Source organism: Pseudomonas sp. NFX224 (genome assembly GCF_048565165.1).
Lineage (GTDB): Bacteria > Pseudomonadota > Gammaproteobacteria > Pseudomonadales > Pseudomonadaceae > Aquipseudomonas.
The window spans coordinates 1467791-1489371 of record NZ_CP183416.1 but is presented as its reverse complement, the minus strand read 5'-3'; the positions used below and the strand labels follow the sequence as shown (position 1 = coordinate 1489371).

At 55.5% G+C, this 21581-nt stretch carries 24 protein-coding genes and 1 pseudogene; 12 read left to right on the top strand and 13 right to left on the bottom strand.

Annotated features, from left to right (window positions below; genetic code table 11):
* Nucleotides 1-124 precede the first annotated feature (124 nt).
* The 3 genes and pseudogenes from ACNYC6_RS06675 to ACNYC6_RS06665 form a co-directional block, all read right to left on the bottom strand.
* Nucleotides 125-394, bottom strand: a pseudogene (locus ACNYC6_RS06675) (short-chain dehydrogenase).
* Between the two features lie 443 nt (nucleotides 395-837).
* Nucleotides 838-1245 (bottom strand): type II toxin-antitoxin system HicB family antitoxin, encoded by a 408-nt coding sequence (locus tag ACNYC6_RS06670; protein ID WP_419711623.1) that lies wholly within the window; start codon nucleotides 1243-1245, stop codon nucleotides 838-840.
* 37 nt (nucleotides 1246-1282) lie between these two features.
* Nucleotides 1283-1462 carry a type II toxin-antitoxin system HicA family toxin gene (locus tag ACNYC6_RS06665; RefSeq protein ID WP_007984690.1) on the bottom strand — a complete coding sequence of 60 codons (180 nt, stop codon included), beginning with the start codon at nucleotides 1460-1462 and terminating at the stop codon, nucleotides 1283-1285.
* Nucleotides 1463-2162: 700 nt separating this feature from the next.
* Between ACNYC6_RS06665 and ACNYC6_RS06660 the strand changes: the two genes are divergently transcribed.
* The 3 genes from ACNYC6_RS06660 to ACNYC6_RS06650 all read left to right on the top strand — a co-directional run bounded on the left by ACNYC6_RS06660 (nucleotide 2163) and on the right by ACNYC6_RS06650 (nucleotide 5932).
* Nucleotides 2163-2603, top strand: coding sequence for a CBS domain-containing protein (locus ACNYC6_RS06660; protein WP_419712919.1), 441 nt, complete (start codon nucleotides 2163-2165; stop codon nucleotides 2601-2603).
* A gap of 94 nt (nucleotides 2604-2697) precedes the next feature.
* Nucleotides 2698-4317 carry a methyl-accepting chemotaxis protein gene (locus ACNYC6_RS06655; protein WP_419711622.1) on the top strand — a complete coding sequence of 540 codons (1620 nt, stop codon included), beginning with the start codon at nucleotides 2698-2700 and terminating at the stop codon, nucleotides 4315-4317.
* 394 nt (nucleotides 4318-4711) lie between these two features.
* On the top strand, nucleotides 4712-5932 hold the full coding sequence (locus ACNYC6_RS06650; protein WP_419711621.1) for a tyrosine-type recombinase/integrase: 1221 nt from the start codon (nucleotides 4712-4714) through the stop codon (nucleotides 5930-5932).
* Between the two features lie 103 nt (nucleotides 5933-6035).
* Here ACNYC6_RS06650 and ACNYC6_RS06645 read toward each other — a convergent pair whose 3' ends face one another.
* The 7 genes from ACNYC6_RS06645 to ACNYC6_RS06615 all read right to left on the bottom strand — a co-directional run bounded on the left by ACNYC6_RS06645 (nucleotide 6036) and on the right by ACNYC6_RS06615 (nucleotide 12020).
* Entirely contained in the window at nucleotides 6036-7220 is a 1185-nt protein-coding gene (locus ACNYC6_RS06645; RefSeq protein ID WP_419711620.1) for a hypothetical protein, read from the bottom strand.
* Between the two features lie 262 nt (nucleotides 7221-7482).
* Entirely contained in the window at nucleotides 7483-7701 is a 219-nt protein-coding gene (locus ACNYC6_RS06640; RefSeq protein ID WP_419711619.1) for a helix-turn-helix transcriptional regulator, read from the bottom strand.
* Between the two features lie 137 nt (nucleotides 7702-7838).
* On the bottom strand, nucleotides 7839-10625 hold the full coding sequence (locus tag ACNYC6_RS06635) for a toprim domain-containing protein (RefSeq protein ID WP_419711618.1): 2787 nt from the start codon (nucleotides 10623-10625) through the stop codon (nucleotides 7839-7841).
* 2 nt (nucleotides 10626-10627) lie between these two features.
* The gene (locus tag ACNYC6_RS06630) at nucleotides 10628-10876 is read right to left on the bottom strand and encodes a hypothetical protein (protein ID WP_419711617.1); all 249 of its coding nucleotides are present in this window, start codon (nucleotides 10874-10876) and stop codon (nucleotides 10628-10630) included.
* Nucleotides 10877-10948: 72 nt separating this feature from the next.
* On the bottom strand, nucleotides 10949-11314 hold the full coding sequence (locus ACNYC6_RS06625) for a hypothetical protein (protein WP_419711616.1): 366 nt from the start codon (nucleotides 11312-11314) through the stop codon (nucleotides 10949-10951).
* Nucleotides 11311-11790: a YmfL family putative regulatory protein gene (locus ACNYC6_RS06620; protein ID WP_419711615.1), complete on the bottom strand. Its 480-nt coding sequence runs from the start codon at nucleotides 11788-11790 to the stop codon at nucleotides 11311-11313. Before ACNYC6_RS06620 ends, ACNYC6_RS06625 begins: the two co-directional genes overlap by 4 nt.
* Before the next feature lie 29 nt (nucleotides 11791-11819).
* Nucleotides 11820-12020, bottom strand: coding sequence for a DNA-binding protein (locus ACNYC6_RS06615; protein WP_419711614.1), 201 nt, complete (start codon nucleotides 12018-12020; stop codon nucleotides 11820-11822).
* 92 nt (nucleotides 12021-12112) lie between these two features.
* On the opposite strand from ACNYC6_RS06615, the gene ACNYC6_RS06610 reads away from it, so the two are divergent.
* Together ACNYC6_RS06610 and ACNYC6_RS06605 are read left to right on the top strand one after the other, a co-directional pair.
* Nucleotides 12113-12460 carry a helix-turn-helix domain-containing protein gene (locus ACNYC6_RS06610; RefSeq protein ID WP_419712918.1) on the top strand — a complete coding sequence of 116 codons (348 nt, stop codon included), beginning with the start codon at nucleotides 12113-12115 and terminating at the stop codon, nucleotides 12458-12460.
* Between the two features lie 99 nt (nucleotides 12461-12559).
* Nucleotides 12560-12748, top strand: coding sequence for a hypothetical protein (locus ACNYC6_RS06605; RefSeq protein ID WP_419711613.1), 189 nt, complete (start codon nucleotides 12560-12562; stop codon nucleotides 12746-12748).
* A gap of 61 nt (nucleotides 12749-12809) precedes the next feature.
* On the opposite strand, the gene ACNYC6_RS06600 is transcribed toward ACNYC6_RS06605, so the two are convergent.
* The 3 genes from ACNYC6_RS06600 to ACNYC6_RS06590 form a co-directional block, all read right to left on the bottom strand.
* Nucleotides 12810-13067: an ogr/Delta-like zinc finger family protein gene (locus ACNYC6_RS06600; RefSeq protein WP_419711612.1), complete on the bottom strand. Its 258-nt coding sequence runs from the start codon at nucleotides 13065-13067 to the stop codon at nucleotides 12810-12812.
* Nucleotides 13068-13144: 77 nt separating this feature from the next.
* On the bottom strand, nucleotides 13145-14011 hold the full coding sequence (locus ACNYC6_RS06595) for a phage portal protein (RefSeq protein WP_419711611.1): 867 nt from the start codon (nucleotides 14009-14011) through the stop codon (nucleotides 13145-13147).
* Nucleotides 13923-15986, bottom strand: coding sequence for a terminase large subunit domain-containing protein (locus ACNYC6_RS06590; RefSeq protein WP_419711610.1), 2064 nt, complete (start codon nucleotides 15984-15986; stop codon nucleotides 13923-13925). The genes ACNYC6_RS06595 and ACNYC6_RS06590 overlap by 89 nt, the downstream gene beginning before the upstream one ends.
* A gap of 162 nt (nucleotides 15987-16148) precedes the next feature.
* On the opposite strand from ACNYC6_RS06590, the gene ACNYC6_RS06585 reads away from it, so the two are divergent.
* The 7 genes from ACNYC6_RS06585 to ACNYC6_RS06555 all read left to right on the top strand — a co-directional run bounded on the left by ACNYC6_RS06585 (nucleotide 16149) and on the right by ACNYC6_RS06555 (nucleotide 21580).
* The gene (locus ACNYC6_RS06585; protein WP_419711609.1) at nucleotides 16149-17051 is read left to right on the top strand and encodes a GPO family capsid scaffolding protein; all 903 of its coding nucleotides are present in this window, start codon (nucleotides 16149-16151) and stop codon (nucleotides 17049-17051) included.
* Nucleotide 17052: 1 nt separating this feature from the next.
* The gene (locus ACNYC6_RS06580) at nucleotides 17053-18069 is read left to right on the top strand and encodes a phage major capsid protein, P2 family (protein ID WP_221106935.1); all 1017 of its coding nucleotides are present in this window, start codon (nucleotides 17053-17055) and stop codon (nucleotides 18067-18069) included.
* Entirely contained in the window at nucleotides 18069-18782 is a 714-nt protein-coding gene (gene gpM / locus ACNYC6_RS06575; RefSeq protein WP_419711608.1) for a phage terminase small subunit, read from the top strand. Before ACNYC6_RS06580 ends, gpM begins: the two co-directional genes overlap by 1 nt.
* A gap of 99 nt (nucleotides 18783-18881) precedes the next feature.
* Nucleotides 18882-19343 carry a head completion/stabilization protein gene (locus ACNYC6_RS06570; protein ID WP_419711607.1) on the top strand — a complete coding sequence of 154 codons (462 nt, stop codon included), beginning with the start codon at nucleotides 18882-18884 and terminating at the stop codon, nucleotides 19341-19343.
* Nucleotides 19340-19783 (top strand): phage tail protein, encoded by a 444-nt coding sequence (locus ACNYC6_RS06565; RefSeq protein WP_419711606.1) that lies wholly within the window; start codon nucleotides 19340-19342, stop codon nucleotides 19781-19783. The genes ACNYC6_RS06570 and ACNYC6_RS06565 overlap by 4 nt, the downstream gene beginning before the upstream one ends.
* A complete protein-coding gene (locus ACNYC6_RS06560; RefSeq protein ID WP_419711605.1) occupies nucleotides 19773-20453 on the top strand; it encodes a virion morphogenesis protein in 681 nt (226 codons plus the stop codon). The genes ACNYC6_RS06565 and ACNYC6_RS06560 overlap by 11 nt, the downstream gene beginning before the upstream one ends.
* Before the next feature lie 11 nt (nucleotides 20454-20464).
* Entirely contained in the window at nucleotides 20465-21580 is a 1116-nt protein-coding gene (locus tag ACNYC6_RS06555) for a DUF2586 domain-containing protein (RefSeq protein ID WP_419711604.1), read from the top strand.
* The last annotated feature ends 1 nt before the right edge of the window (nucleotide 21581 follow it).

The window sequence follows — 21581 nt, the reverse complement described above, 5'->3', positions numbered from 1 at the left end:
ACTCTTTTTTCAGTTCGTCCAATATGCATCTGGACGCCAAAAATCATGTGGGAGCCAGCCTGCTGGCGATGACAGATGCACATTCAACACTATGTTGCGTGCCTGCTCGCTCCCACGGGTTAGGTCAGGACGGTTCGGCATCCATGCGCCGAGCGATCACATCCAATACATCACAACCATCTCGCAGAGGTATGCAGCACAGCAAGGCGAAGTCGCTGAGAATGACTGAATCGGTGCTGATTTCACCGCGCATCGCGAGGTTCTAGAGAACCTGCGTCACAGCACCGATTCGGTATCGGGCGCTGCTGAGCAGTGAGTGCAGCGGTTGGGTGGTGTTGACGTAAAAGGAGGGGAGGTCGTCGGCGTTGCTGGTTAAAGCTATATATTCATTCATGAGTGATTACCAATTGTAGGTGGAAGACCTACCACTCAATTGTCGCCAAACAATAGGGTGGTAGCTGTACGCGGGTTGGCGAACCGGACAAGTGGCAAACCGGCAGACTCGAAGGTCTCCCGCGCACAGCTACCGCAAAAGAGGCAGCTAAGTGCGACTAAAAACGCTCAGAGAAAGACTCGGAGGTTTCTATGCCATTGAACATCGAGTCGCCAAACCCGATACGCCATTTGGGCGCGCACCGACTATAGGTCTCATGACAAAGGCACAGCAATGCGCAAGTCTACGGACATTTCCCAGACAATTGTAGGACGTTGCTTTTTCTACAAAACAGTCTCATTTGAGCGCTCGAAGTTGGAGATTGAATTCGGCGTTGGACTGAACCCCGGCCATAAAAAAACCGGCCACATGGGACCGGTTGATTTATCGCTGAAGTAATCTCATCAGCTCTGCTGCAACACCTTGAGCGCTGCCGACGCCAAAAAACCCGATCGGCTTTTCTCTTCCGGATGGTGCAACACATACTCATCAATACGATTGAGCAGGTAACCGGGCAGCGTGATGTTGAGCTTCTGGGCTTTGCCCAGGTACTTGGTAACGTCGATGTCCACCAACGCCCACGCGCATCCCGCATATTTTGGATCGGCTGCGTGCAAGGTCACTTTGTTGGCGGGCGGAATGGGCAAACCGTCTTCAGCCAGAATCTCGAAATGGCCTTCGATGGCTTCACGGGCCATTGCCATCGCGTCATCCAGGTCTTCCCCGGCGGAAAAACAGCCCGGAATGTCGGGGACTTCAACGCCCCAGGCGTGCTCGTCGTCGCCCATTGAAATCGCAATTGGGTAAAGCATGTTCTTTGTCCTCCAAGGACTCAGCGCCTCGCGTTCGTCAAAGCAGCGCCTGTTGCAAAATACTGATGGCCGTTTTCTTGAGCAGATCTTTCTTCGGGTGAGGGACCGTCACCAACCCCGGCTTGGTCGGGTGTTTGAAGTGGTGATGGCTGCCCCTGATTCGAACCAGATACCAGCCGTCCGCAACGATTTGGCTTATCAAAAATCGGCTATTCACATCACCTCCTTGTGGTGTGCTTGTGGTTACTATACCTACTGATTTTTTCTAATCAACACTATAACCACCAAATCTTCCTGGTTCGGTGGGAGGGTGAGAGAAATTGAGTTTAGGAGGGTGCTGTGACTATGGCTTTGCGTCAGTCCAGGTTTATGTCGTTTGTGTATTTCGACGCGTGCTGTGTACAAGACGTGCTCGGTCAGGTCGGGATAGCGCCTCAGCAACGTGGATCGCTGAACGATGGAGTCAACCAGGACATGCACTGTTGTAAAGCCAGGCGCATAACAACCTGCACCAATCGGAAGCGGCCCAATGGGCTTTTGCCCCGATTAGCTCAATCCCATCCATTTGTTCAGCGAAGCCATTCGCTTTCCCGGAACACCTGCTCGCCGCACTGAAACTCGATGGGGTCGCCGTCCCCGTGTTACCCATCCATGGCTTGCAGGCCGGACTTCTGCGCCCCAGCTGTCGGCTGGCACAAAGGCTGCAAGACTCACATCAGGATTATCTTCCACGTATTCCTCTGGACACGTCCTCGGTCAATGTTGATCGATGTGCCGAATAGACCATGAACAACGTTAGTGCCTCAGACCGGGGCCCTGGCTTTCACACTGCAGAAGAACAGGCAAAGGCGCCTGGAACCGAATGGTTTCAGGCGTTTTTTTTTGCTTTTTTCACCGTAACGGGTTTCGGGGTGATTATGAAAACAGCCGCACAATTGCTGAAACTGAAGGCCATGCAAAACCAGCAGGTGCATAGCATCGCGCCAGATCAGATGGTGTATGAAGCACTGAAAATGATGGCTGAAAAAAATGTAGGCGCTCTTCCCGTGATAGAGGATGGGCAGGTGGTTGGCGTTGTCAGTGAGCGCGACTATGCGCGCAAGGTTGTCCTGCAGGGGAGATCTTCGGTCGGTACGCCGGTCAGGGCCATCATGAGCGCGCCCGTTGTGACGGCAGACAGTCAGCAGAGCATCGAGCGTTGCATGATGGTCATGACCGACAGTCATCTACGCCATTTACCGGTCGTGGAGGGGGATCAACTGATTGGTCTCTTGTCGATTGGTGATCTGGTGAAAGAAGCCATCGTCGAGCAGGCCGACCTGATTCGGCAACTGGAACACTACATCCGCGGACATTAAGCGACCGAGCGTGCTGCGGATGTAGGGCTCATGGACACATGACGTTCTGAAATGTGATGCCCGCTGGACAGGTATAAATCAAGGAACATTTGATATGGCCAAATTAAGCACGGCACGACGTATTGCCATTGGATTTGCAATTGCGCCGTTGGTACTGATCGGCCTGACGTTTTACGCGTTGCACGATCTGGCAACGCTTAAGGAACAGGCCATGGTGATCGTCAAGCAGGACTGGCCGAAAATCGATCCGATCCTGGTCATTGCCACGGGTGTACGGGACAACGCGAGGAACACCAGGGATTTGCTGATCGACAAGGAGAATCAGCAAGCACAGCAGGCCATCGATGACACTAAAAAACGCATCAGCCAGGCACTTGAAACCCTGGAGCCATTGTTCGATTTCCCGGATGGCAAGGCCGCTTATGTCGCCCTGAAAAAGAATCGCGAGGCTTATGTTTCCGCGTTCACCCAGGTGCAGGTATTGATCAGGCAAGGCGCTTTTGATGCCGCGATGTCGCAGTTGAAACAGCACGTCATTCCTGCCGAACAGCAGGTTTATAAAAGCCTGGACGCCCTGATGACGCTGCAAGGACAGATCTTTGCCGACCGTGAAAGGTCAGCACAGGCCCTGTACAACGATGCGCGACTGAACATGTTGGGGTTGCTTGCGTTCTGCCTGGCTTCGGTCATCGCCGCCACGGTCATCGTGACGCGTAGCGTCACCCGACCTTTGGGTGGCGAGCCCGATGATGCTGCGCGGGTCTTGAGTCAAATCGCGCAGGGTGATCTGACGATTCAAGTGCCAGTGAATACGCGTGCTGGCGAAAGCGTGATGATGAACATGCACCAGATGCAGCAGAGCTTGAACGTGATGGTTAAACACATTGCGGCGTCGGTTGCACAGGTGGCCAGTTCATCCGAAGAACTGAGTGCGGTCAGTCGTCAGACCAGTAGCAGTTTGCAGTCGCAGGGGCTGGAGATCGAACAGGCTGCGGCGGCTGTGAATCAAATGACGGCGGCCGTCGATGAGGTCGCACGCAACGCGGTCAAAACCAGCGAGGCGTCCCAAGTGTCGGAGCAAACCGCGCAACGCGGCCGTGAGCAGGTTCAGGAAACGGTGTCTGCAATTGGCACGCTGGCGGACGGCATGATCGATACCTCGGAGCGTATCCAGCAATTGGCCAAGGGCGTGCAAGATATCAGCACGGTGCTGGACGTGATTCGCAGTATTGCGGAGCAGACCAATTTGTTGGCCCTCAACGCGGCAATCGAAGCCGCGCGTGCCGGCGATGCGGGACGTGGTTTTGCGGTGGTCGCCGACGAGGTGCGGGCACTGGCCCATCGCACTCAGGTGTCGACTCAAGAAATCGAGCAGATGATTGGCACTATTCGGCTCGATACCGTGCATGCTGTCAACGCCATGCAGAGCAGCAGTCACCTGGTGCAGTCGACCCTGGAGGTCGCGCAACGCTCCGGCGATGCCCTGGAAGAAATCGCCAGATCGATCTCGCAGATCAATGAGCGCAACCTGCTGATCGCCAGTGCCACGGAGGAGCAGGCCTTGGTGGCACGTGAGGTGGATCGCAACCTGGTAGGGATTCGTAGCGTGTCCGAACTGGTCTTGGTGGGGGGGCAGCAAACACAGGCAGCAAGTCTGGAGCTGGCGCAGATGGCAGGAGCACTGCAAGAGACGGTAGCGCGTTTTAGAGTCTAGACAAATAGACCAGGGTTCAGGCGCCACTTGGACCGGCTTTGTGAAGTCTCTGCATCTCCCGTCAGGCAAGGAAACGCGAACCCAATCGCAGACACAAAAAAACCGGCCATCAAGGCCGGTTTTTTCTGTCTCTACATCCCCCGTCAAAACCCTCTTAACGTGAGATCAAAATTCGATTGGAGCGGGTGAAGGGAATCGAACCCTCGTTATCAGCTTGGGAAACTATTATTGGCGTAATGCCATCCCCCGTCGGGGAATATCATTTACCCCCCTTAGCCCAGTAGAATCGTGCCTTTCAGCGTGATGCGGCATTCAGCATTTGTTCAGCTCGGGCCACAGTGGTTCCGGCGAACTGTCACCGCTAACTGTCACCAACCACCAGGACGAGATACCTATGCTCACGGATAAGCAGATACGGGCGCTACAGCCAAGGGAAAAGCCTTACGTCAGATCGGACGGGCGCAGTGCGAGGGGAGAGGGCGTGTTGCTACTCAAGATTCGCCCGAACGGGACAAAGGAATTCTATTTTCAACGCTTTGTTGGGGGAAAGAAGAAACTCACAAAGTTGGGAACATGGCCGACGTTGAGTCTGTCCGTTGCTAGGGACAACTGCCGTGAAGAAAAGGAACTAATCATTTCAGCGGGCACATTTCAGCAGCTCTTGGACAACTACATCGCCAAGCTCCGGGCCGAAAATGCGGCGTCAGTCGAAGACGTGAAAAGTTCGTTTGAGCGCTATGTGTCACGGCCCTTCCCACAAATGGTTCAGCGACCTGTCGCAATGATTGGACCAGTCGAGATCCGCACGGTAATCGCAAGGATGATTGACAACGGCATTACGACCTACTGCAACCGCGTGCGATCACAGCTACACGCCGCATTTCAGTTGGGTCTAGAGCAAGAGCACAACCCAAGGAGTTATCTGCAGAACAAGGTTCAGTTCGGGCTGCTGAGCAATCCAGTAGCCAGCATTCCTGTGCAGGCTGATTGGGAGCAACCAGGTAATAGGGCCTTGTCCGTAGTAGAGCTCAAGTCGCTATGGAACCTGCTCCCTGAGCAGCTTTCATTGGTGACATCGGAATTGATCAAATTCCTTATCGCGTCAGGTGGTCAACGTCCGCAGCAACTCTTGGGCGCCACACGCAAGCAATACTTCGACGATCATCTGGTCATTCGTAACTTGAAGGGCGTCGACGGTGAGCGAATTTTGCACGCGGTGCCGTACAACAGATTGATGCGACAAAGCCTCAAGACGCTGGATGAAATCAGCGAGACGAGTGCCTATCGATTCATGGGGAAGATGGAAGGTAAGCCACTGCACACGCAGTCGTTGTCCAGAGCGGTGACAAAGCTTTACGGCCGTCACATGAAGCTTTTCGATGGGCCGTTTACGCTCCGCGATGTTCGCCGAACCTGTAAAACGCTAATGGGAGTCGCAGGGCTGGAGAAGGAGTTGCGGGATCGCATTCAGGGGCACGCTTTTAACGATGTTTCATCCAAGCACTACGACCGATATGACTACTTCAAAGAAAAGCAGCGCGGCCTTCAACGTTGGTCTTTGTGGTTGCAAAAAAACGTGACCGGAAAATTTAATGCTGACGATCACCCTCTATGATTAAGAGTGTCTTTATTGTTGGTAAGCAGCGACCTTGCCAGTGTGGGATTCTAGTGACAAGGTCAACAGCTGATTAAGATTTGATCTGGGTTAACAGAGTCTATCATTTCGGTGTTGGAATTTTCTCTATCATTGATTTTACTAGTTCTTGGATATTTATCGGGTAATTGTCAGGGGGGGTGTTTCCATTTTCCTGTACGCCAAAAATTTTCGATGCGACTTCTGATTTTATTTTGTTTTGTTCTTCGCTTGGTAAAGTTGCAATGTAGGGGGTTATCGCTCGCAGGTCTAGCGAAATACGTCTATTGATGTGTTCTTGATTTCTATGTTTTGCTGACTCTCTTGCGAGGTACGCAGCTGGCACTGATAACGCAATTGCAGTGAATACTTTAAGTATTGATTGTTTCCAATCAAGCGGGCTCGCTAGAGATTCATAAAGCGCGAAGCAAATTACAATGCCGGTCAATGCCATGCATGCCAATGACGCGTTTCTCATTCGATCGGCAGATTTTTTTTCAGCTTCTGCTGTGTTTGCATAATCTACTAATAAGACTTTGGAAGCAGTATGCCCTAATAACTCATCAATTTGTGAGTGAGCTTTTTTGCTGTACTCATTGGCCTCGTCCGAAATTTTGGCGGCTTTGTCGGATTCAGTCTGCATATTTTTATGCAGATCGGATATGTTGGATTTCAGGCTTTCAACTGTATGCATCAGCTCCAATATTTCTTCGTTAGACGTTTTGTAGTTGGAAGTGCTTTTTTGTTTGAGTTGGTCAATTTCATCGGAGCCTTTCGCGATGTCTCTTTCGAAAGCTTCTATGTCGGATCGAAGCTTGGCTTGGAGTTCAATAAATTGTTTTTCTTGGAATGAAACTGAGCTTGCGACGTTTGGGTTTTCGATATGCGGATCGAGTCCGTTTGAGGAAAAATTATATGGCGCTATAAATTCATCCCCGGAGTCGATTTGATTAATGAATTCGCGAGCAGCTTCTTTAAGGTCGTTGGCAGTATGCTTTGCCGTCTCATTGTAGATTTCTCTACTCTGAATTCCTGTGGCTAAAGCTTCAGCATGAATAGCCGCGTTTTTGGCACTGCTAATTGCTGGCTCAATATCAATCAAGTTGCTTGACGTACGTTTTTTGAAATTTTTATAGTTGATTTCGAAATTGGCAATATTTTCTCGGTCAGCTCTTGCCAGCGGTGTTAACCCTATTAAGTTGGTAATTGTGTTTATAAGCTCAAATAAAATGGTTACATTTTCGTTGCATATATCGATTGAGCTTTTCATTTGTCTTCCTTGTGTCGATATTTAATTTGCCTAGCCTTGTGAGAGGGCTTGGAGTTCGTATTATGGTATTTCAACGAACAGGGCGAAAGCTAGATGCTTTCGTTGAATTTTTATTCTCCTGGCACTTGTCTGGCGGATGCAGTCGATCGCGTGAAATATGTTAATCGATGCTGCTGGAGATAAAATATTCTATCTCCAGCAGGTCCTCACCGACTGACTCTAGGGTCACAGAATGTGGGAAAACGAACCGGATCTCTCAGTTTCATCTTTGAGTCAAGCTTGCCGTCTCTAGAGGTTTCCATTTTGTCGGATTCATCTGCCAAGCGATAATGGCGGACTCTCTCCACCCAACGCGCCCTGGTGAGATCAGGATAGGTCGGGGAAATCGCCCAACTTTCATCGAACGCCAAATTGTAGAGTGTGAAAGCGATGTCACCTGAATTACATCTTTTTCTCGCAGAAATCGATCTAGTTTACTCATTTAAAACCCCTCTTTTAAATCTCAGTTTTCGTACAAGATGAACTACTAAATGTTCTGGTGTTTAGCTTTTGACTGAGCGGTTTTTCCGAAGCAGTCGGGGCTGGTTATGACTTGAAAGTGCATCCGTTCGCTCTTGGTCAGGCCTTGAAAATCCAGCATTTGACTGTAGGGCAGCGGGTGTTCATGGGGTTCTTGGCAGATTGCGCGGACCGCACTGCGCTGTCGACGGCCTTGTAGTCCAGGAATTTATGGCTACGGGATTCCTTGAGTAAATCTTTCAACGTCGTGACGTCGGAAAGCTTCTGGCGGTGCTCTGCGGCACGCTCGGCAAACTCGTTGAGGTTGATGGCGATGACGTCCGGGTTTTTGCTGTGGTTGACCAGAGGCTCGTCATAGATCGATTCCAGGTAGTCATAAACCTGCCAAAACTCGGCAACAGCGCTGTGGTCAGCATTGGTGGTGCTTTGCCGCTCGAGCGCCATTTCGACGATCTGCCGGCGCGTGGAGCTGACTTGCACTTCGGTCAAGGTGGTAACCAGGCGGATGGCATCCAGAAGGGCGAATAGCTGAGCGTGGTTTTTGATAATGCGCTCGACACCGATGTAGCCCCGCAGGCCGTTGCCGCACTTGCTGCAGGCACCGTCCCCCATGAACTGGGTGTCACATGCGAAGCAATACGTGTGCAGCCGGCGCAGCTTGGTTTCGTGTTCAGGAAAGTGCTTGCTGAACAGATCCATCACCTCGGCCTCTTTGCGGACGGCCTGCAGGAGGAAGTGGCTTAGCGCCTTCCCGTTCAAGGCGTTGAGTTGGTCCGCTGCAGCGCGACTTTCAGGGGTGACAGTCGGGCGAATGAAATGCAGCTTTACGATGCGCGTCATGATCGCTTCGTGAGCAACCACGGCAGCGTTCTGACTGATTGCAATAGTGCCGCGAAACGGCGGCTCGTAGGTTTCGTTTCCCGCAGTCTTGACGCCCTTTGTCGCCAGCGTGCCGCCGCCGAAGAAGTCTTTCAGCTCGTCCCATTCGAAGTTTTTTGCGTGTGCCTTATCTTCGCTATGGCGGTCGGCCTCGAGGAACACGACCGGCATTCCGGACACCTGCCCCATCAAGCGCGACCGGCCTGCCTTGGTGGACTTCATCGGGTCGAAACCTTCATAGCCTTCACGGCCGAGTAGCTTCCATAGCAGATTGAGCAAGGTGGTCTTGCCGGCGCCGGCTTCGCCGGTGGCCTCTAGGAAGGGGAACGACTGGTAACGGGCGCGGATCTGTTCGCAGAACAACGAACCAAAGAAGAACAGCAGGGCCGCCAATCCCTGAGTGCCAAAGCAGATCCAGAGCAAGCGTAGCCATTCCTCGTCGTAGCCTTTAGCATCGCGCTGCAGCTGCACCGGCACGCCCTTCTGCAGGGACTTGAGGCGCATTTTCCCGAATTCGAAGTAGTCCTCGCTGTTCACCGGGTAAACGTTGCCACCTTTGATGGCCACGTCGCCGTAGATGTAGCACTCGTATTCCTTGCTGTAGCCCACGTAGTCGATGGTGGAGACCGTTTTGATGCCATAGAGTTGGTCTTTCATGAGCTTGTCCAGATGCTGGCCGCTGCCGGTATACATGGCGCCGGCGGCCATCCCAAGCAGTCGTTTCTTGAACTCGCTGGCGGCGGCGAGTTGACCGCTGGTGAAGGTGTTCTTGACGCTGCCTGCGTCATGGGGGAAGTCCACACGCAGGTAGTACCAAGACTCATCGGTGACTTCATTCCGTTGGAAGTACAGGGCTTGCGGGTAGCAGTTGGCGATTTCCACAACGCTGCCGGACTGCTGCAGCGCTTTTTCGCGCATTTGTGTTTGGTTCAGCAGCTGCTCATCGTGGTTATCGCTGTCCTCGAGGTCCTGGACGGCCCGGTTGTATTTCTCCATGTCCAACTTGAACCAATAGAGACGGTTGGCGAAGCCCAGGTGGAATTCGCCGCGCTTGTTCCAGTCGTACATAAGTAACGCCTTTTCGGCAGCGCTTTCAGCGATCAGCAGCGCACCCTGGTGGCGAATCTGTTTAACGTCTGAAGCGACCTGAATTGCCCGTTTTTCATCGCCGTCGATGAATGCCCAGCGCTGATGGAGGTCGTTCCAGTCAGCCTTACGCCCGTCGCGCTGAGGCATTTGTGCTGCCTCACAGACAAAGCCCATTTCACGCGCCTGGCGAACCCAACGCCGGGTGTAGGCATGTGCACCAGGCTCGTTATCCAGAGCCCATACGAGCTTTGGCAACTTGTCGGTGCGATCACGTAACAGTGCCTTCAGCGATTCTTCAGGGAAGGCGTTCGAAGACATTGCCGATACGGCTGAAAGGCCGTTATGCACAAGCGCGATCGCGTCAAATATTCCTTCTACTATCCAGATTTCGTTGACCTCGAGCAGGTCCACGCATGGCGGGCACCACCACACACCACGGTAGGTTTCACCGGGCTTGAAGCGTGCCTTCATCTTGCCGAAGCGCGCTGGCCGATCGATCAGGCGCTCCCAATACCCGCCCTTCTCCAAAGCGAAGCGCACTGTTGCGCTGCCAGCTTGGTCGAGGCTGGAGTAAAACGTTTCCTGTGTGAACCACCCGCCGATCAGCGAGATATCGAAGCCTCGGGCAAACTCTAGGTAGGCCCGTGCGGTTGCTGTTGGGGCGCTCTCAGTAGCAGGAGCACGCTTGCTCCAGTCCTCAAACAGATCGTCGTAGAGCTCCTTTACATGCAGCGTATGGCCGCACTTTTCCTGACGACCACAAATCAGCTGCCACGGGCTATCGAAACGTGTGTACAGCTCTTTCTTATTGCACTTGGGGCAAACGCCACCGCGCATGTAATTCGTGGGCGTGCGGTGCTTCAGGCCGAAGTCAGATTGAATGCGTTGCAGGACGTCGTGACGCAGATCGTCTCTCATGGTTATTTCACTACTTTGAGGCTGAGGCTGAGGCTTTGTGTGAGGGCACCGATCAGATGTTTCTGTGCGGCCATCACCGGGCTGTTGGCAAGGATCGATCCGTGGCGCAAGCCATCGGGAATCAGGCGGTACTGGTCTGCGTACCAAAGGTCGTTGAAGCTGAGACGGTATTGCTCGCGCAAGCTGGCCAAGAGCGCTTTCGCCTGATCGGGCGTCAGTTTTGCGTTGATGTTCATGGCGTTTTTTTTCATCGTCAAACCTCAGTTTCGGGCGCAGCTCACCCAAACCCACGGGGGTGGGACAGGCGGATTATTGGGTGGATATTAGGAAGCGGTTACGCGGAAACGACCGTTGTCCGGTGCGTTAAGAATTCGCTCGTAGATCAGGCTGACCGGAACTGCCCATGCGTTACCTGTGGCAGGGTCGATAATGACGGTGTGTGTCGACGTGCTGCTGACCATGTCCAATCGCTGTCGATCGCGAACTGCTGACATATCGGAACTGGCCAAGTGCACTATCTTCTCAGCGGTTGTCGTCAGTACGTCAAAGTCCGTTACCAGGTGATGCACAGCACGATCGAACAGCTGCTGATCGTCGCCCAGATGTTCACATTGGTGACGTTCCAGGAACACAAGTGCGGCGCTTTTGAGAGTGTCCTGATATTCCTGTACCGCAGGCGGATAGTTCATTGGTTTTTCCCCGGTGTAGCGCGGTATAGGTCGATAGCTGCCAGCACTTCGGCGTGACGTGCGGCCATGTGGAGGTTGTGAGCGTTTAGGATAATTTCCGCTTCTACTGCACTGATAGCGCCGTCTTCCAATGCCTGGGCGATCGCTTGGTCAACGCATCCACGCTTTGCCGAAACTTGAACCGATCGGGCGTACAGCTCGACGTTATCCAACGTTTCTGGGTCGGCGACCGGGACAAAAAGACCGCCGTACATTTGTGCAACATAGTTTGGGAGGTGGCTGGTGCCGATCACTTGTTCCAGCATGAAAATCTGAGCATCACTGAGCGGACTGCAACCTGCGTTTTCGTAGGCGTGGTTGTCGAATTTTTTGACTTTCATACCTAAGCGAGCTGCTGCACCTTCGCGTCCGCCGGGGTAGCTGCAAATGATCTTGCTCATGGCGTCCTTGCGTGTTTCTAGAACCGGGCTTTTCATTTTCTACTTTTCCCTGTTAATCACGGCCGTTACTGTTCAATAACGCCGTCTTTGATTTTGAGCAGCACGGCGGCGCGATGTGCCTCCCCACGGCGACCTTTGATCCGACCGTTCAATAGGTCGCTGACTAAATTTTTGTTCAATCCGTTCTGTCGACTGAACTCCGCAATACTCATACCTTTGCGATCCAACGCCTCACGGGCTTGCTCGGGTGTAACGGTGGCGGGCATAGTGCGCACTCTGTTCGATTGTGTTTACTTGTGTTTGTCTGTGGTGATTCTTGGTCAAAAAATTGATCAAGTCAATGGCGGTGAATAAAAAAATGCTCATAGCGGATGGTGTAGGTGAACGCCTAAAGGAAGAGCGCGAGCGCTTAGGTTTGAATCAAACAGAGTTTGGAGCGCTTTTAGGTGTAAGTCGGGGAACTCAAAAGAACTACGAGCAGGGAGCGAACTCGCTCGACCTTCGCTATGTTTCAGCTCTTGAGGAACACGGTGCCGACGCCGCGTTTGTACTGACAGGCCGTCGTTGCACGCCACTTGGTCAACTGTTTTCGGCTGATGAGGAGGAGCTGATAAATCAGTTCCGGAGCATTACGGAGGAGGATCAATCGGCCATCCGCCGTTTTCTTCAAGCGATGGCCGATGACGTTGCTCGGCAGCAGAATTAATCCGTAACAAATCATCTGCGTCGTTTTCTGCGAGCTTCATTTCAATGCGCCCAACCGCCCCGATTACGGTTGAGCAATGCATTTTATGGAGTAGTACGCATGTTGGATCGCATCAAGAAAGAGCCCGTCTACGTAGGGTTTGTCGATTTCGAATGGCAAAGTCTAAGCAGCGTGGAACGCCGCCTCATTGGTCTTTACCGGGCATTGAGTGAAAAGGAGAAAACTCAGATCCGTCGACTTTCTGAGGTACTGGCCATCAATCCAACAGAGACAGACAAGATCTCTTGATCGCTTAACCAGGCTTTGGTGTAACTGATCGCCGACGTCTTCGGAGTCGGCGGTTTACACCTCACGCCACCGCTTGTGTTCCCAACTGCTCAAACAGCTCGCGCTGTTTTGCCTTGGGCATCTCTTTCAATCGATCGAGCAACATCCTTTCGTATGATTGAGCCGACGGACTCAGCGTGTGAGAAAACGTCAATTCTGCAACCCATGTGTGCCCGCACTTTGCATCCAGGCACTGGCAGTACAGCTTCACGAAATCCACGGAAAACTTCTCTCTTGAAGCGATCCGTCCTCGGTGTCCGCATTTGCATTCAACTCGCATTGTGTCCCTCCCCAGGGCATCCAATTACCACCATTTTGCCATAGTGCGCAGTGGTAATCTCTTGCGTATTGATTATGCTAAGTGGAAATAACTGTATCTTTTGGTGTTTTCCAGGTGAATTGCCTGTCTTCACGTAGCGAATCGTTCAACTGGTTGAACAACTGGCAGATGGGACGTATCTCGTTGCTGGTGTACACGCGATCGATCTTCTCGATATCGCCAAAGCCTGCGTTATTTTCCGGAATGATGCCCGCCAATGCGGGGTTCATTCGCCAGGCCGCAATCACGTCGTTACGCGTGATGTTCTTGACCTTCTCCAGCTCGTCCTTGGCCTGGAAGTCACCCACTGGGATGATCTGAATCGCTTTCTCGGTACCGCCCGGGATGTTCACGAATAGCGATCGAAAGTTACCCACACCCTTGCTCGCACTGATCTGATCGCGCAGCGATACTTCGTCTTCCTCGGTCAGGTTCGGGTCGTTGGTGTAGAAGATGTAGCCTGCGTGGGCGCCGTTGCTGTAGTAGCGCCGGCGAAAGAGGGTCGCGGCCTCATTGAGCAGCAGCGCCTGCATGCCGCCCAGGTACTCGGGCACGCCGTAGATGTTTTGTTCCACGTCATAGTTCATGACGTGCTCAACCTCGTCTTCGCTGAACTCCAGCTCTTTGCCGTCTTTCTGCAGCATCACAAATCCGCCACCCACTTTCACTCGCATGTTGATCGCTGGTAGGTGATCCATTTGCAGCACCTGGCCGAAGGCATTGCGGTTACGGCGGAAATACGCTTCGCCGAACACCATAAAATCCAGCGCCGCACAGCTCATGGTTTTGATCGAGCAGCCTTTGGACGATACGAACTCACGCAGCAACAGGTTGCGTTTGAATCCCGGAATGGCGCCGTGGTGCGCGTTGGCGCGTAGCAGTTTGGCCAGGCCTTGGCGTGACACCGGCGGGGTGTAGGTTCGCCCGTCGTGTGTGGCGAACACGCCCAGGTAATGCCCGATGTTTTCGCTCAGTACCTGTTCCGGCGCACCGAATGAAAAGGCCCGCATAGGACCGGTTGCCGGTAGTTGCTGCTGATTTTTTGCTGGTTTGCCCATGGGTGCTTGATCCGCTGAAGGTGTAGCGGCTGCGCCGCTGTTTGTTGGTGTTGAGGGGTTCATGGGCGAGGGCGTGCATGATCGCCCAGGCAATGTCGGCGTGGCCGGAGGCGTCGGTGCGCGATGCGCTGTAGGTCACTTGACCGCCGCCGGTGGTGCCGCGCTTGATCGTCAGGAAGGCCTGAGCGATGTCGTTCCAGCCGGCGTCCCACTCGATGCGGCTGCCTTGGATCGTGTCCTGCGCCTTGAGTACCAGGGTGTTTTTGGTCTCAAGGCTGTAGTGGATCGATGTCGCACGCGGGTAGAAGTCGCGCACCAGGTCGAACACGCCGTAGCCGATGCCAGTGGTGTCGATGCCAATGTGCTGCACGTTGAAGCGCTCGGTGAGTTTCTTGACCTGCTCGGCCTGGTACTTGAACGACTGCCCACGCCAGCTGTGCTTTTCCAGAATCCGGAACTTGCCGCCGTTCTCGAGCGGCGGGGCGATGACCACGCAACTGGCATCGTCGCGGGTGCGGCTCGGGTCGTAGCCGATCCAGACCGGGCTGTTGCCGAACGGACGCGGTTCATCGGCGTCGTAGTCGGTCCACAACGACTGGTCGGAGTAGCAACGCTCCAGGTCCGCCAGGGAAAAGGCACTTTGCGTACTGTCGATGAACTTGCACATGAACAGCTGCTGAAATTTGTCTTCGTCGTACTCCAGCTGCAGCTGCTCGAGGTCGAACAGATCACATCCACCGGTTATGGCGTCGAGAATCGTAATGACCTTGCGCCATTGTCCGTCCGGACATAGCGAACCCGCCGCCGCTTGCGCCTCACTGGGCCACGGATCCTTGGCGTTCTTGCGTTTGCTGTTGCGGAATTTCTCGCCGGTCCAGAACGGATAGGCTTGGTGGGATACAGCGCTGGGCGTTGAGAAGTAGGTCTTGCGCCACTTCTTGTGCGTGGCCATGGCACTGGCGACGGTGTTCAGTTTTTCGAAGTCGCGGATCCAGAAATATTCGTCAACGTAGACGTGACCATGGTGACCCTGGGCGGTGCTGCTGTTGGTGCTGAGAAAACGCAGCTCGGCCCATGGCTTGCCGTCTTTACTCAGCACGATTGGGTTGCCGGTCAGCTCTAGGCCGAACCACTCCTGAGCGAACGACACGATGTAGCTACGGAAAATTTCGGACTGTGCGCGGCTGGCGGACAGGAAAATCTGGTTGTCGCCGGTCAGCACGGCGTCCATGAACGCTTCGCCAGCGAAGTAGTAGGTCAGGCCCACCTGACGGCTTTTGAGAATGTTGCGGATCCGACTCGTCAGCGGATTCTGTTTGGCGGCAAACAGCTCCTTTTGGTAGCCGTACATCTTGCTGATGAACTTGTCGAGAAAGTCGACTTCGGTCAGTTCGCCGACTTCGTTTTTAGCCTTCTTCTCGCGCTTCTTGCCGCCCTTGTCGTGGCGATCGCCGCGCTCCCGGCGCTCACTGCGTTGTCCTTCACGGCGCTGGCCATCCTCCGCCGGCGGATCACCGATCGGCGCCGGTACCGGTTTTATGGATTGCTTCAATAGCCGATCACGAATAGTGGTCAGCCGGTCGAGTTCGTCCAGATCACCTTTGGTTAGCGACGTAGCTTTATCCAGGAGGAGGGTGATGCGGCGTCCGACGGCGGTCAGCGGTTCTTCATCCGACAGCATATCGTCCCACTCACCCTGGCGTATCCAGTAGTAAATGATCCGGATGTTGGGCAAGGACAATTGCGCCTGAATTTCACGCGGCTTGCAGCGGCGCAAATAAAGGCGTTTGGCGGCTTCTTTTAGTTCGGGGGCGTAGGGCATGGCCGCAGTCTATGCGGCGAAAACGCGGGAAACTCGGGGTTAAAATCCGTGTTCGTCCTATATCAGCGAAATAGGACCAGCGCAAAAGTGAACCGTTTGTTTGGTGCTCGGCCGGTGCCTATCGTGGCGGCTCAAACCACCGATTGAGCGCAGTTATCGCCCATGCCCCGTTCCCTTGTTTCGTTCTGGAAACGTGTCGCCACCAGCGGCACTACCGCTGACGGTCGTGAAATCCTTCCCCAGGAACTGCGCGATATCGCTGAGACCTACAACCCAGCCAAATACACGGCCGTGATCTGGTGCGAGCACGATCGCTGGTTCGGTTCCCACGGGACCGTCTTTGCGGTGCGTCTGGTTGAAGACGCCGAAGGCCTGGAGCCCGGCCAAGTCGCGTTGGAAGCTCAGCTCAAGCCCAACGACAAGCTGCTTTGCCTCAACGACCAGGGCGAAAAACTGTTCACCAGTATTGAAATCACCCCGAACTTCGCCAGCAGCGGCAAAGCCTACCTGTCCGGCCTTGCCGTGACCGATTCGCCGGCCAGCCTGGGTACCCAGGAACTCTACTTTTCCCGCAAGACCGGCGAGCCCGTGCATTACGCCGCCTCTGTTCCTCTCGGCGTGTTGGGTGATGAGGAGCCAAAGGGCGAAATCGGCAAGTTGAACAGCCTGCTGACCCGTCTGTTCAAGCGCTTCGCTGTTGACGATACGGCCACCGAAACGACCACTCCCACCGAGAGCAAACCCCCAATGGATGAAGCTACAGCCAAGGCGTTGAAGGCCTTGATCGAACAACTCGGCCTTGTCGTCACCGGCCTCGCCGCTGTGATTGAGCCCGTGACTGTTGAAGTCGTTGACCCGGTTGTTGCCGAAGTCGATGACGTTGAAACCGCCGTTGACGCGATCGTCTCCCAAGCCGAAGCGGATCGTGAATTCGCCAAGCAGGGCAGCGACAGCAAGCGTCTTGATCGCATCGAAGCGCTGCTGGAAAAAGCCTTCAACACCACCACCGGTCTGCCGCTGCCGAAAACCACCGGTTCCACCGACACTAAAAAGCGGGTGCTGTGACATGAGTCAGCAATCTTTGAGCAATCGTGCTCTGAAGCAATACGCCGCGCTGCGCGAAGCGATCGCCGAAACCTACAGTGTTGACGTCTCTCGCCAGTTCAATGTCGAGCCGAGCATTGCTCAGGAACTGAACGACAAGATCACCGAGCGCGCGGATTTCCTCGAGCGCATCAACGTGGTGCCGGTGACCGAGATCAAGGGCGAAAAGGTCATGTTTGGCGTGAATGGTCCCGTGACCAGCCGCACCAACACCAAGACCACCGACCGCGAAGCCAAAGACGTTTCCGATCTGAACGGCCTGGGCTACGAACTGTTTCACACTGAGTCGGATGTCGGCCTGCCGTTCGCCAAAATCGACAGCTGGGCGAAGTTTCCGGACTTTGCCGATCGTTACTCGGCGGCCGTGCAGAAACAGATCGCCCTGGATCGCATCATGATCGGCTGGCACGGTTTGACCGCTGCCATCCAGACCAATCTGGCCACCAGCCCAATGCTGCAGGATGTGAACAAGGGCTGGCTGCAATTGGCTCGTGAACAGATTCCTGAGCAGGTGCTGCACGAAGGCAAAACGGCCGGGAAAATCACCCTCGGCGCCGGCGGCGATTACGAAAACCTCGACGCCCTGGTGCATGACACCAAGCAGATGATCGACTCCGTATTCCGTGACGGTGGCGACCTGATCGCCATCGTCGGCAGTGACCTGTTGGCCAGCGACAAGGCCAAGCTGTATTCGAACCAGGCTGGAAAACCCACCGAGAAAGAACGCATTGAAAGCGCCCAGGTCATCGCGACCTATGGCGGTCTGCCAACCTTCACCGTGCCGCACTTCCCGGTTAACGCCGTGGTCGTCACCAGTTGGGACAACCTGTCGATCTACTTCCAGGACAGCAGCTGGCGCCGTCACCTGATCGAGAACCCGAAGCGCTCCCGCGTCGAGGATTACAACGGCCGCAACGAAGGCTACGTGATCGAGCAGCTGGAAAAATTCGCCGCTGCTGAAAACGTGGAGTTGATCTGATGAGCCTGGCACTGGCGCACAAACGCCGCATTCAGGCCGAAGGTCCCGCCGTTGAAGGCGCCAGTGCCGCAGCGGTGGTGTATTCCGCTGCCACCGCGCTGGCCAGTCCAGCCAACGCCAAAAAACACCTGAAGCTGATGGAAGACGCATTGGCGCAGGACCTCGAGCGACTGAGTGCGATCGATAACCTCGGATTGCGCCAACAACTCAAGCGTGACGAGCTGGTGCCCAAGTACCTGGACTACGTGCAGCGCTATCGCGATTCCGGATTGAGTTTCCCGAACCCGGTGGTGATGCAGGTCCTGGTGTGGCTGTTCGACACCGAGCAATTCGAAGCGGGCCTGGACCTGGCGAACTTCGCCATGGAGCAAAGCCAGCCGATGCCCGAGCGGTTTAAACGCAACGTGCAGACCTTTGTCGCGGATGCGGTGATCGAGTGGGCCGAGGCCGAGCAAAAAGCCGGTCGCAGTCCCGAGCCGTACGTGTCCGACCTGTTGCCGCGTGTCGATGATGAATGGCAACTCACTGAACAGATCCCGGCCAAGTACCACAAGTTGTTGGGCATCCGTGCCCTCGACGCCAAGGAGTGGGCCAACGCCATTGCTCACTTTGAGCGCGCCACTGAGTTGCATGCCGCTGTCGGTGTAGGCACCCGCCTGGAAGGCGCTCGCAAGGCGCTGGCCAAACAACTGGCTTCGACAGCCGCCGAATAACCGACTACCCCCCCCCGGCGAGAAACTGTGGATGTGAGCCAACCATTTATGGCCTGACCCACTGAAACAGTTTTCCCGCCCCTATTCGAGTGCCCAGCAATGAGCTTTTCCGGGAAACCCACGACCTTTGTGGAACAGGCGATCGAGAACGACGGCTTCTGGCCGGACCTCTCCGTGGCCGAGTTTCAAAAGGGTTACCGCCTGCCGGCGGAGTACCTGGTGGACATGCTGGTCACTGACCTGATCACGGCGATGACGGAGGTCAATCGCGATCTGGCCAAGCGCAAAAGCGAATGGCAGAACGTAGGCGTCACCACCGTGGAATCTGCGGACTCCACGGTGCTGCCCGAGCGCACATTTCACGCAGCGACGTACAAGCGCGCCGTGTACTGCCGCGCCAAGGCCAGCTTGCTGACTCAGTTCGCTACGGTCACCCGCCGTGAAAGTGCAGAAAACACCGGCAAAGAACTGCCCGAGCGTGGCGAAGCCTTTTTGGAGTTCAGCCAGCAGGCCGTCCGCTCGCTGCAGGGCCGTGGCCGCATTACGGCGGCGTTGCTGTGATCAAACTCCGTGCCCTGACCACCTACCTGATCGAGCGCCGGCTTGTGGAGCCGGAACAGCTCGACAGCTGGACCGACCAGGTGAACCTGGAACTGATCTGGAAACCGGACCTCGACGGCCTGCGCATGGGTGATATGCGTTACAGCGCCACGATCGCGCTGGAGCGTTTCGCTGATCACCCGGGGCGCCTGATGGCATTGGTGGGCAGCTGGCTTGAGGGCAACGACCAGGACCGCGACGATCTGCCAGCGGCGAAGTTCGACATCACCATGCTCGACAACGATCTGGCCGACGTCGACATCACTCTGGAGTTTAACGAACCGCAATTCCTGGCCGAGGATCCTGCCGGCGAGATCGACGCCTTCGGCAAGACCTGGGCGTTTGTCCCGTTCGACCTGTGGATTGCCGAACACGGCGAGGTAGGCAGTCGTGGGGCGTAGCACTTTCGAGCTCGATGCCCGGGGCTATCTGGGTGTGCGCGAGCAACTGGCGTTACTCAGTCTCCCGCCACAGCTGCGCCGTCGCCTGCTGAACAACGTCACCAAGCGCGTGCGGACGATGAGCCGTAAGCGTGTGCGTGATCAGCAGAACCTGGACGGCTCACCGTTCGAGGGGCGCAAGGGTTCTGGCAAAGGCAAAAAGAAGATGGAAGCCGGCCTGGCCAAGCTGATGCAGGTCACCCGTGTGAGTGCCGACGAAGCCGAACTGGGATGGCGTAACGCGCTGACCAGTTGGGTCGCGGCGCAGCAACACAACGGCGCCAGCGAGCGCCGCACCGCCGCGCAAATGCGCAAATGGAACACCGTTCCCGTGGGCCTGGCGGCCACCGAAAAGCAGGCCAAGCGTCTGCGTCGGCTGGGCTTCAAGGTTCGCCAGCAAGGCAAAAAGGGTCTCTCTCGCCCGTCCGTGGCGTGGATTCAAGAGCATGTGAACTACGCCAAAGCGGGCCTGCTGATCCGCATCTTGGATGACGAAAAAACCGAAAGCAGCGGCGCGCAAAGCTGGGAAATCACCTTGCCAAAACGCCAGTTCATCGGCGTCAGCACCGAGCGGGACACCGCATTGCTGCTGAACCAGGTGCTCCAACAAATCCTTAATTCCCCCCGCTAACGAGGCACTGCATGGCACTTGGCAAAGTCAGCGTAAACAATCTCAATTTGGGCCAAGGCGCCGTGACTGAGATCGAGCGCTATTTCCTTTTCATCGGTACCGGCGCGAAGAGCATCGGCCAACTGATCCCGCTGAACAACGACAGTGACCTGGACAGCGCGCTGGGCATTCCGGCCAGCGACCTGAAAACCCAGATCACCGCTGCACGCCTCAATGGAGGCGATCGCTGGGCCTGTTTGGCGGCCCCGATCGCAGCCGACACCGACTGGTCTGAGGCGCTGCAAAACGCCCAACAGCAAGGTTATTCGGTTGAGGGGGTGGTGATCACCAAACCGGTGACCACCGGTGCGCAACTGTCGGCCATGCATGACGCGGCGATCGCGCTGAACAACACCTATGGCCGTCGGGCCTTCGTGATGGCCGCGAGTGCCGGCATCACCGTGCTGCAAACCTGGGATCAATACCTGGTCGAACAGCGGGCAATCACCAGCGGCCTGGCCGCGCCGCGTGTCCTGGTCGTCCCCCAGTTGCATGGCAATGACTTGGGCGTGCTGGCTGGCCGCTTGGCCAACGCCGCCGTGAGCGTTGCCGACAGCCCAATGCGCGTGGCGTCCGGCGCGGTGCTGGGCTTGGGCCCGGTGCCCGCTGACGTCGAAGGCGTACCGCTGCCATCGGCAACACGGGCCGAGTTGGATAAGGCGCGGTTCTCCGTGTCGCAGACCTACCCGGATTATCCCGGCGTGTTCTGGGGCGACGGCAACATGCTCGATGCGCCGGCCAGTGACTTTCAGGTGATCGAGTACCTGCGTCTGGCCGACAAGGCAGCGCGCCAGGTGCGTCCGTTGCTGATCCGTCGCGTGGGTGACCGTCGCCTGAACAACACCCCCAACAGCATGGCCGCCGCGATTAGCGCGTTCATGAAACCCCTGCGCCAGATGGCCAAGTCCGCCACGTTCGCCGGCCAGGTGTTCCCGGGCGAGATCGAGGCACCCAAGGACGGCGACATCGTCCTGGTGTGGCACAGCAAAACCAAGGTGGAGGTTTACATCAAGTTCCGCCCGCTCAACTGCCCGAAAGACCTGACGGCCAACATTGCCCTCGACCTTTCCACCGACGATTCGGAGTAAC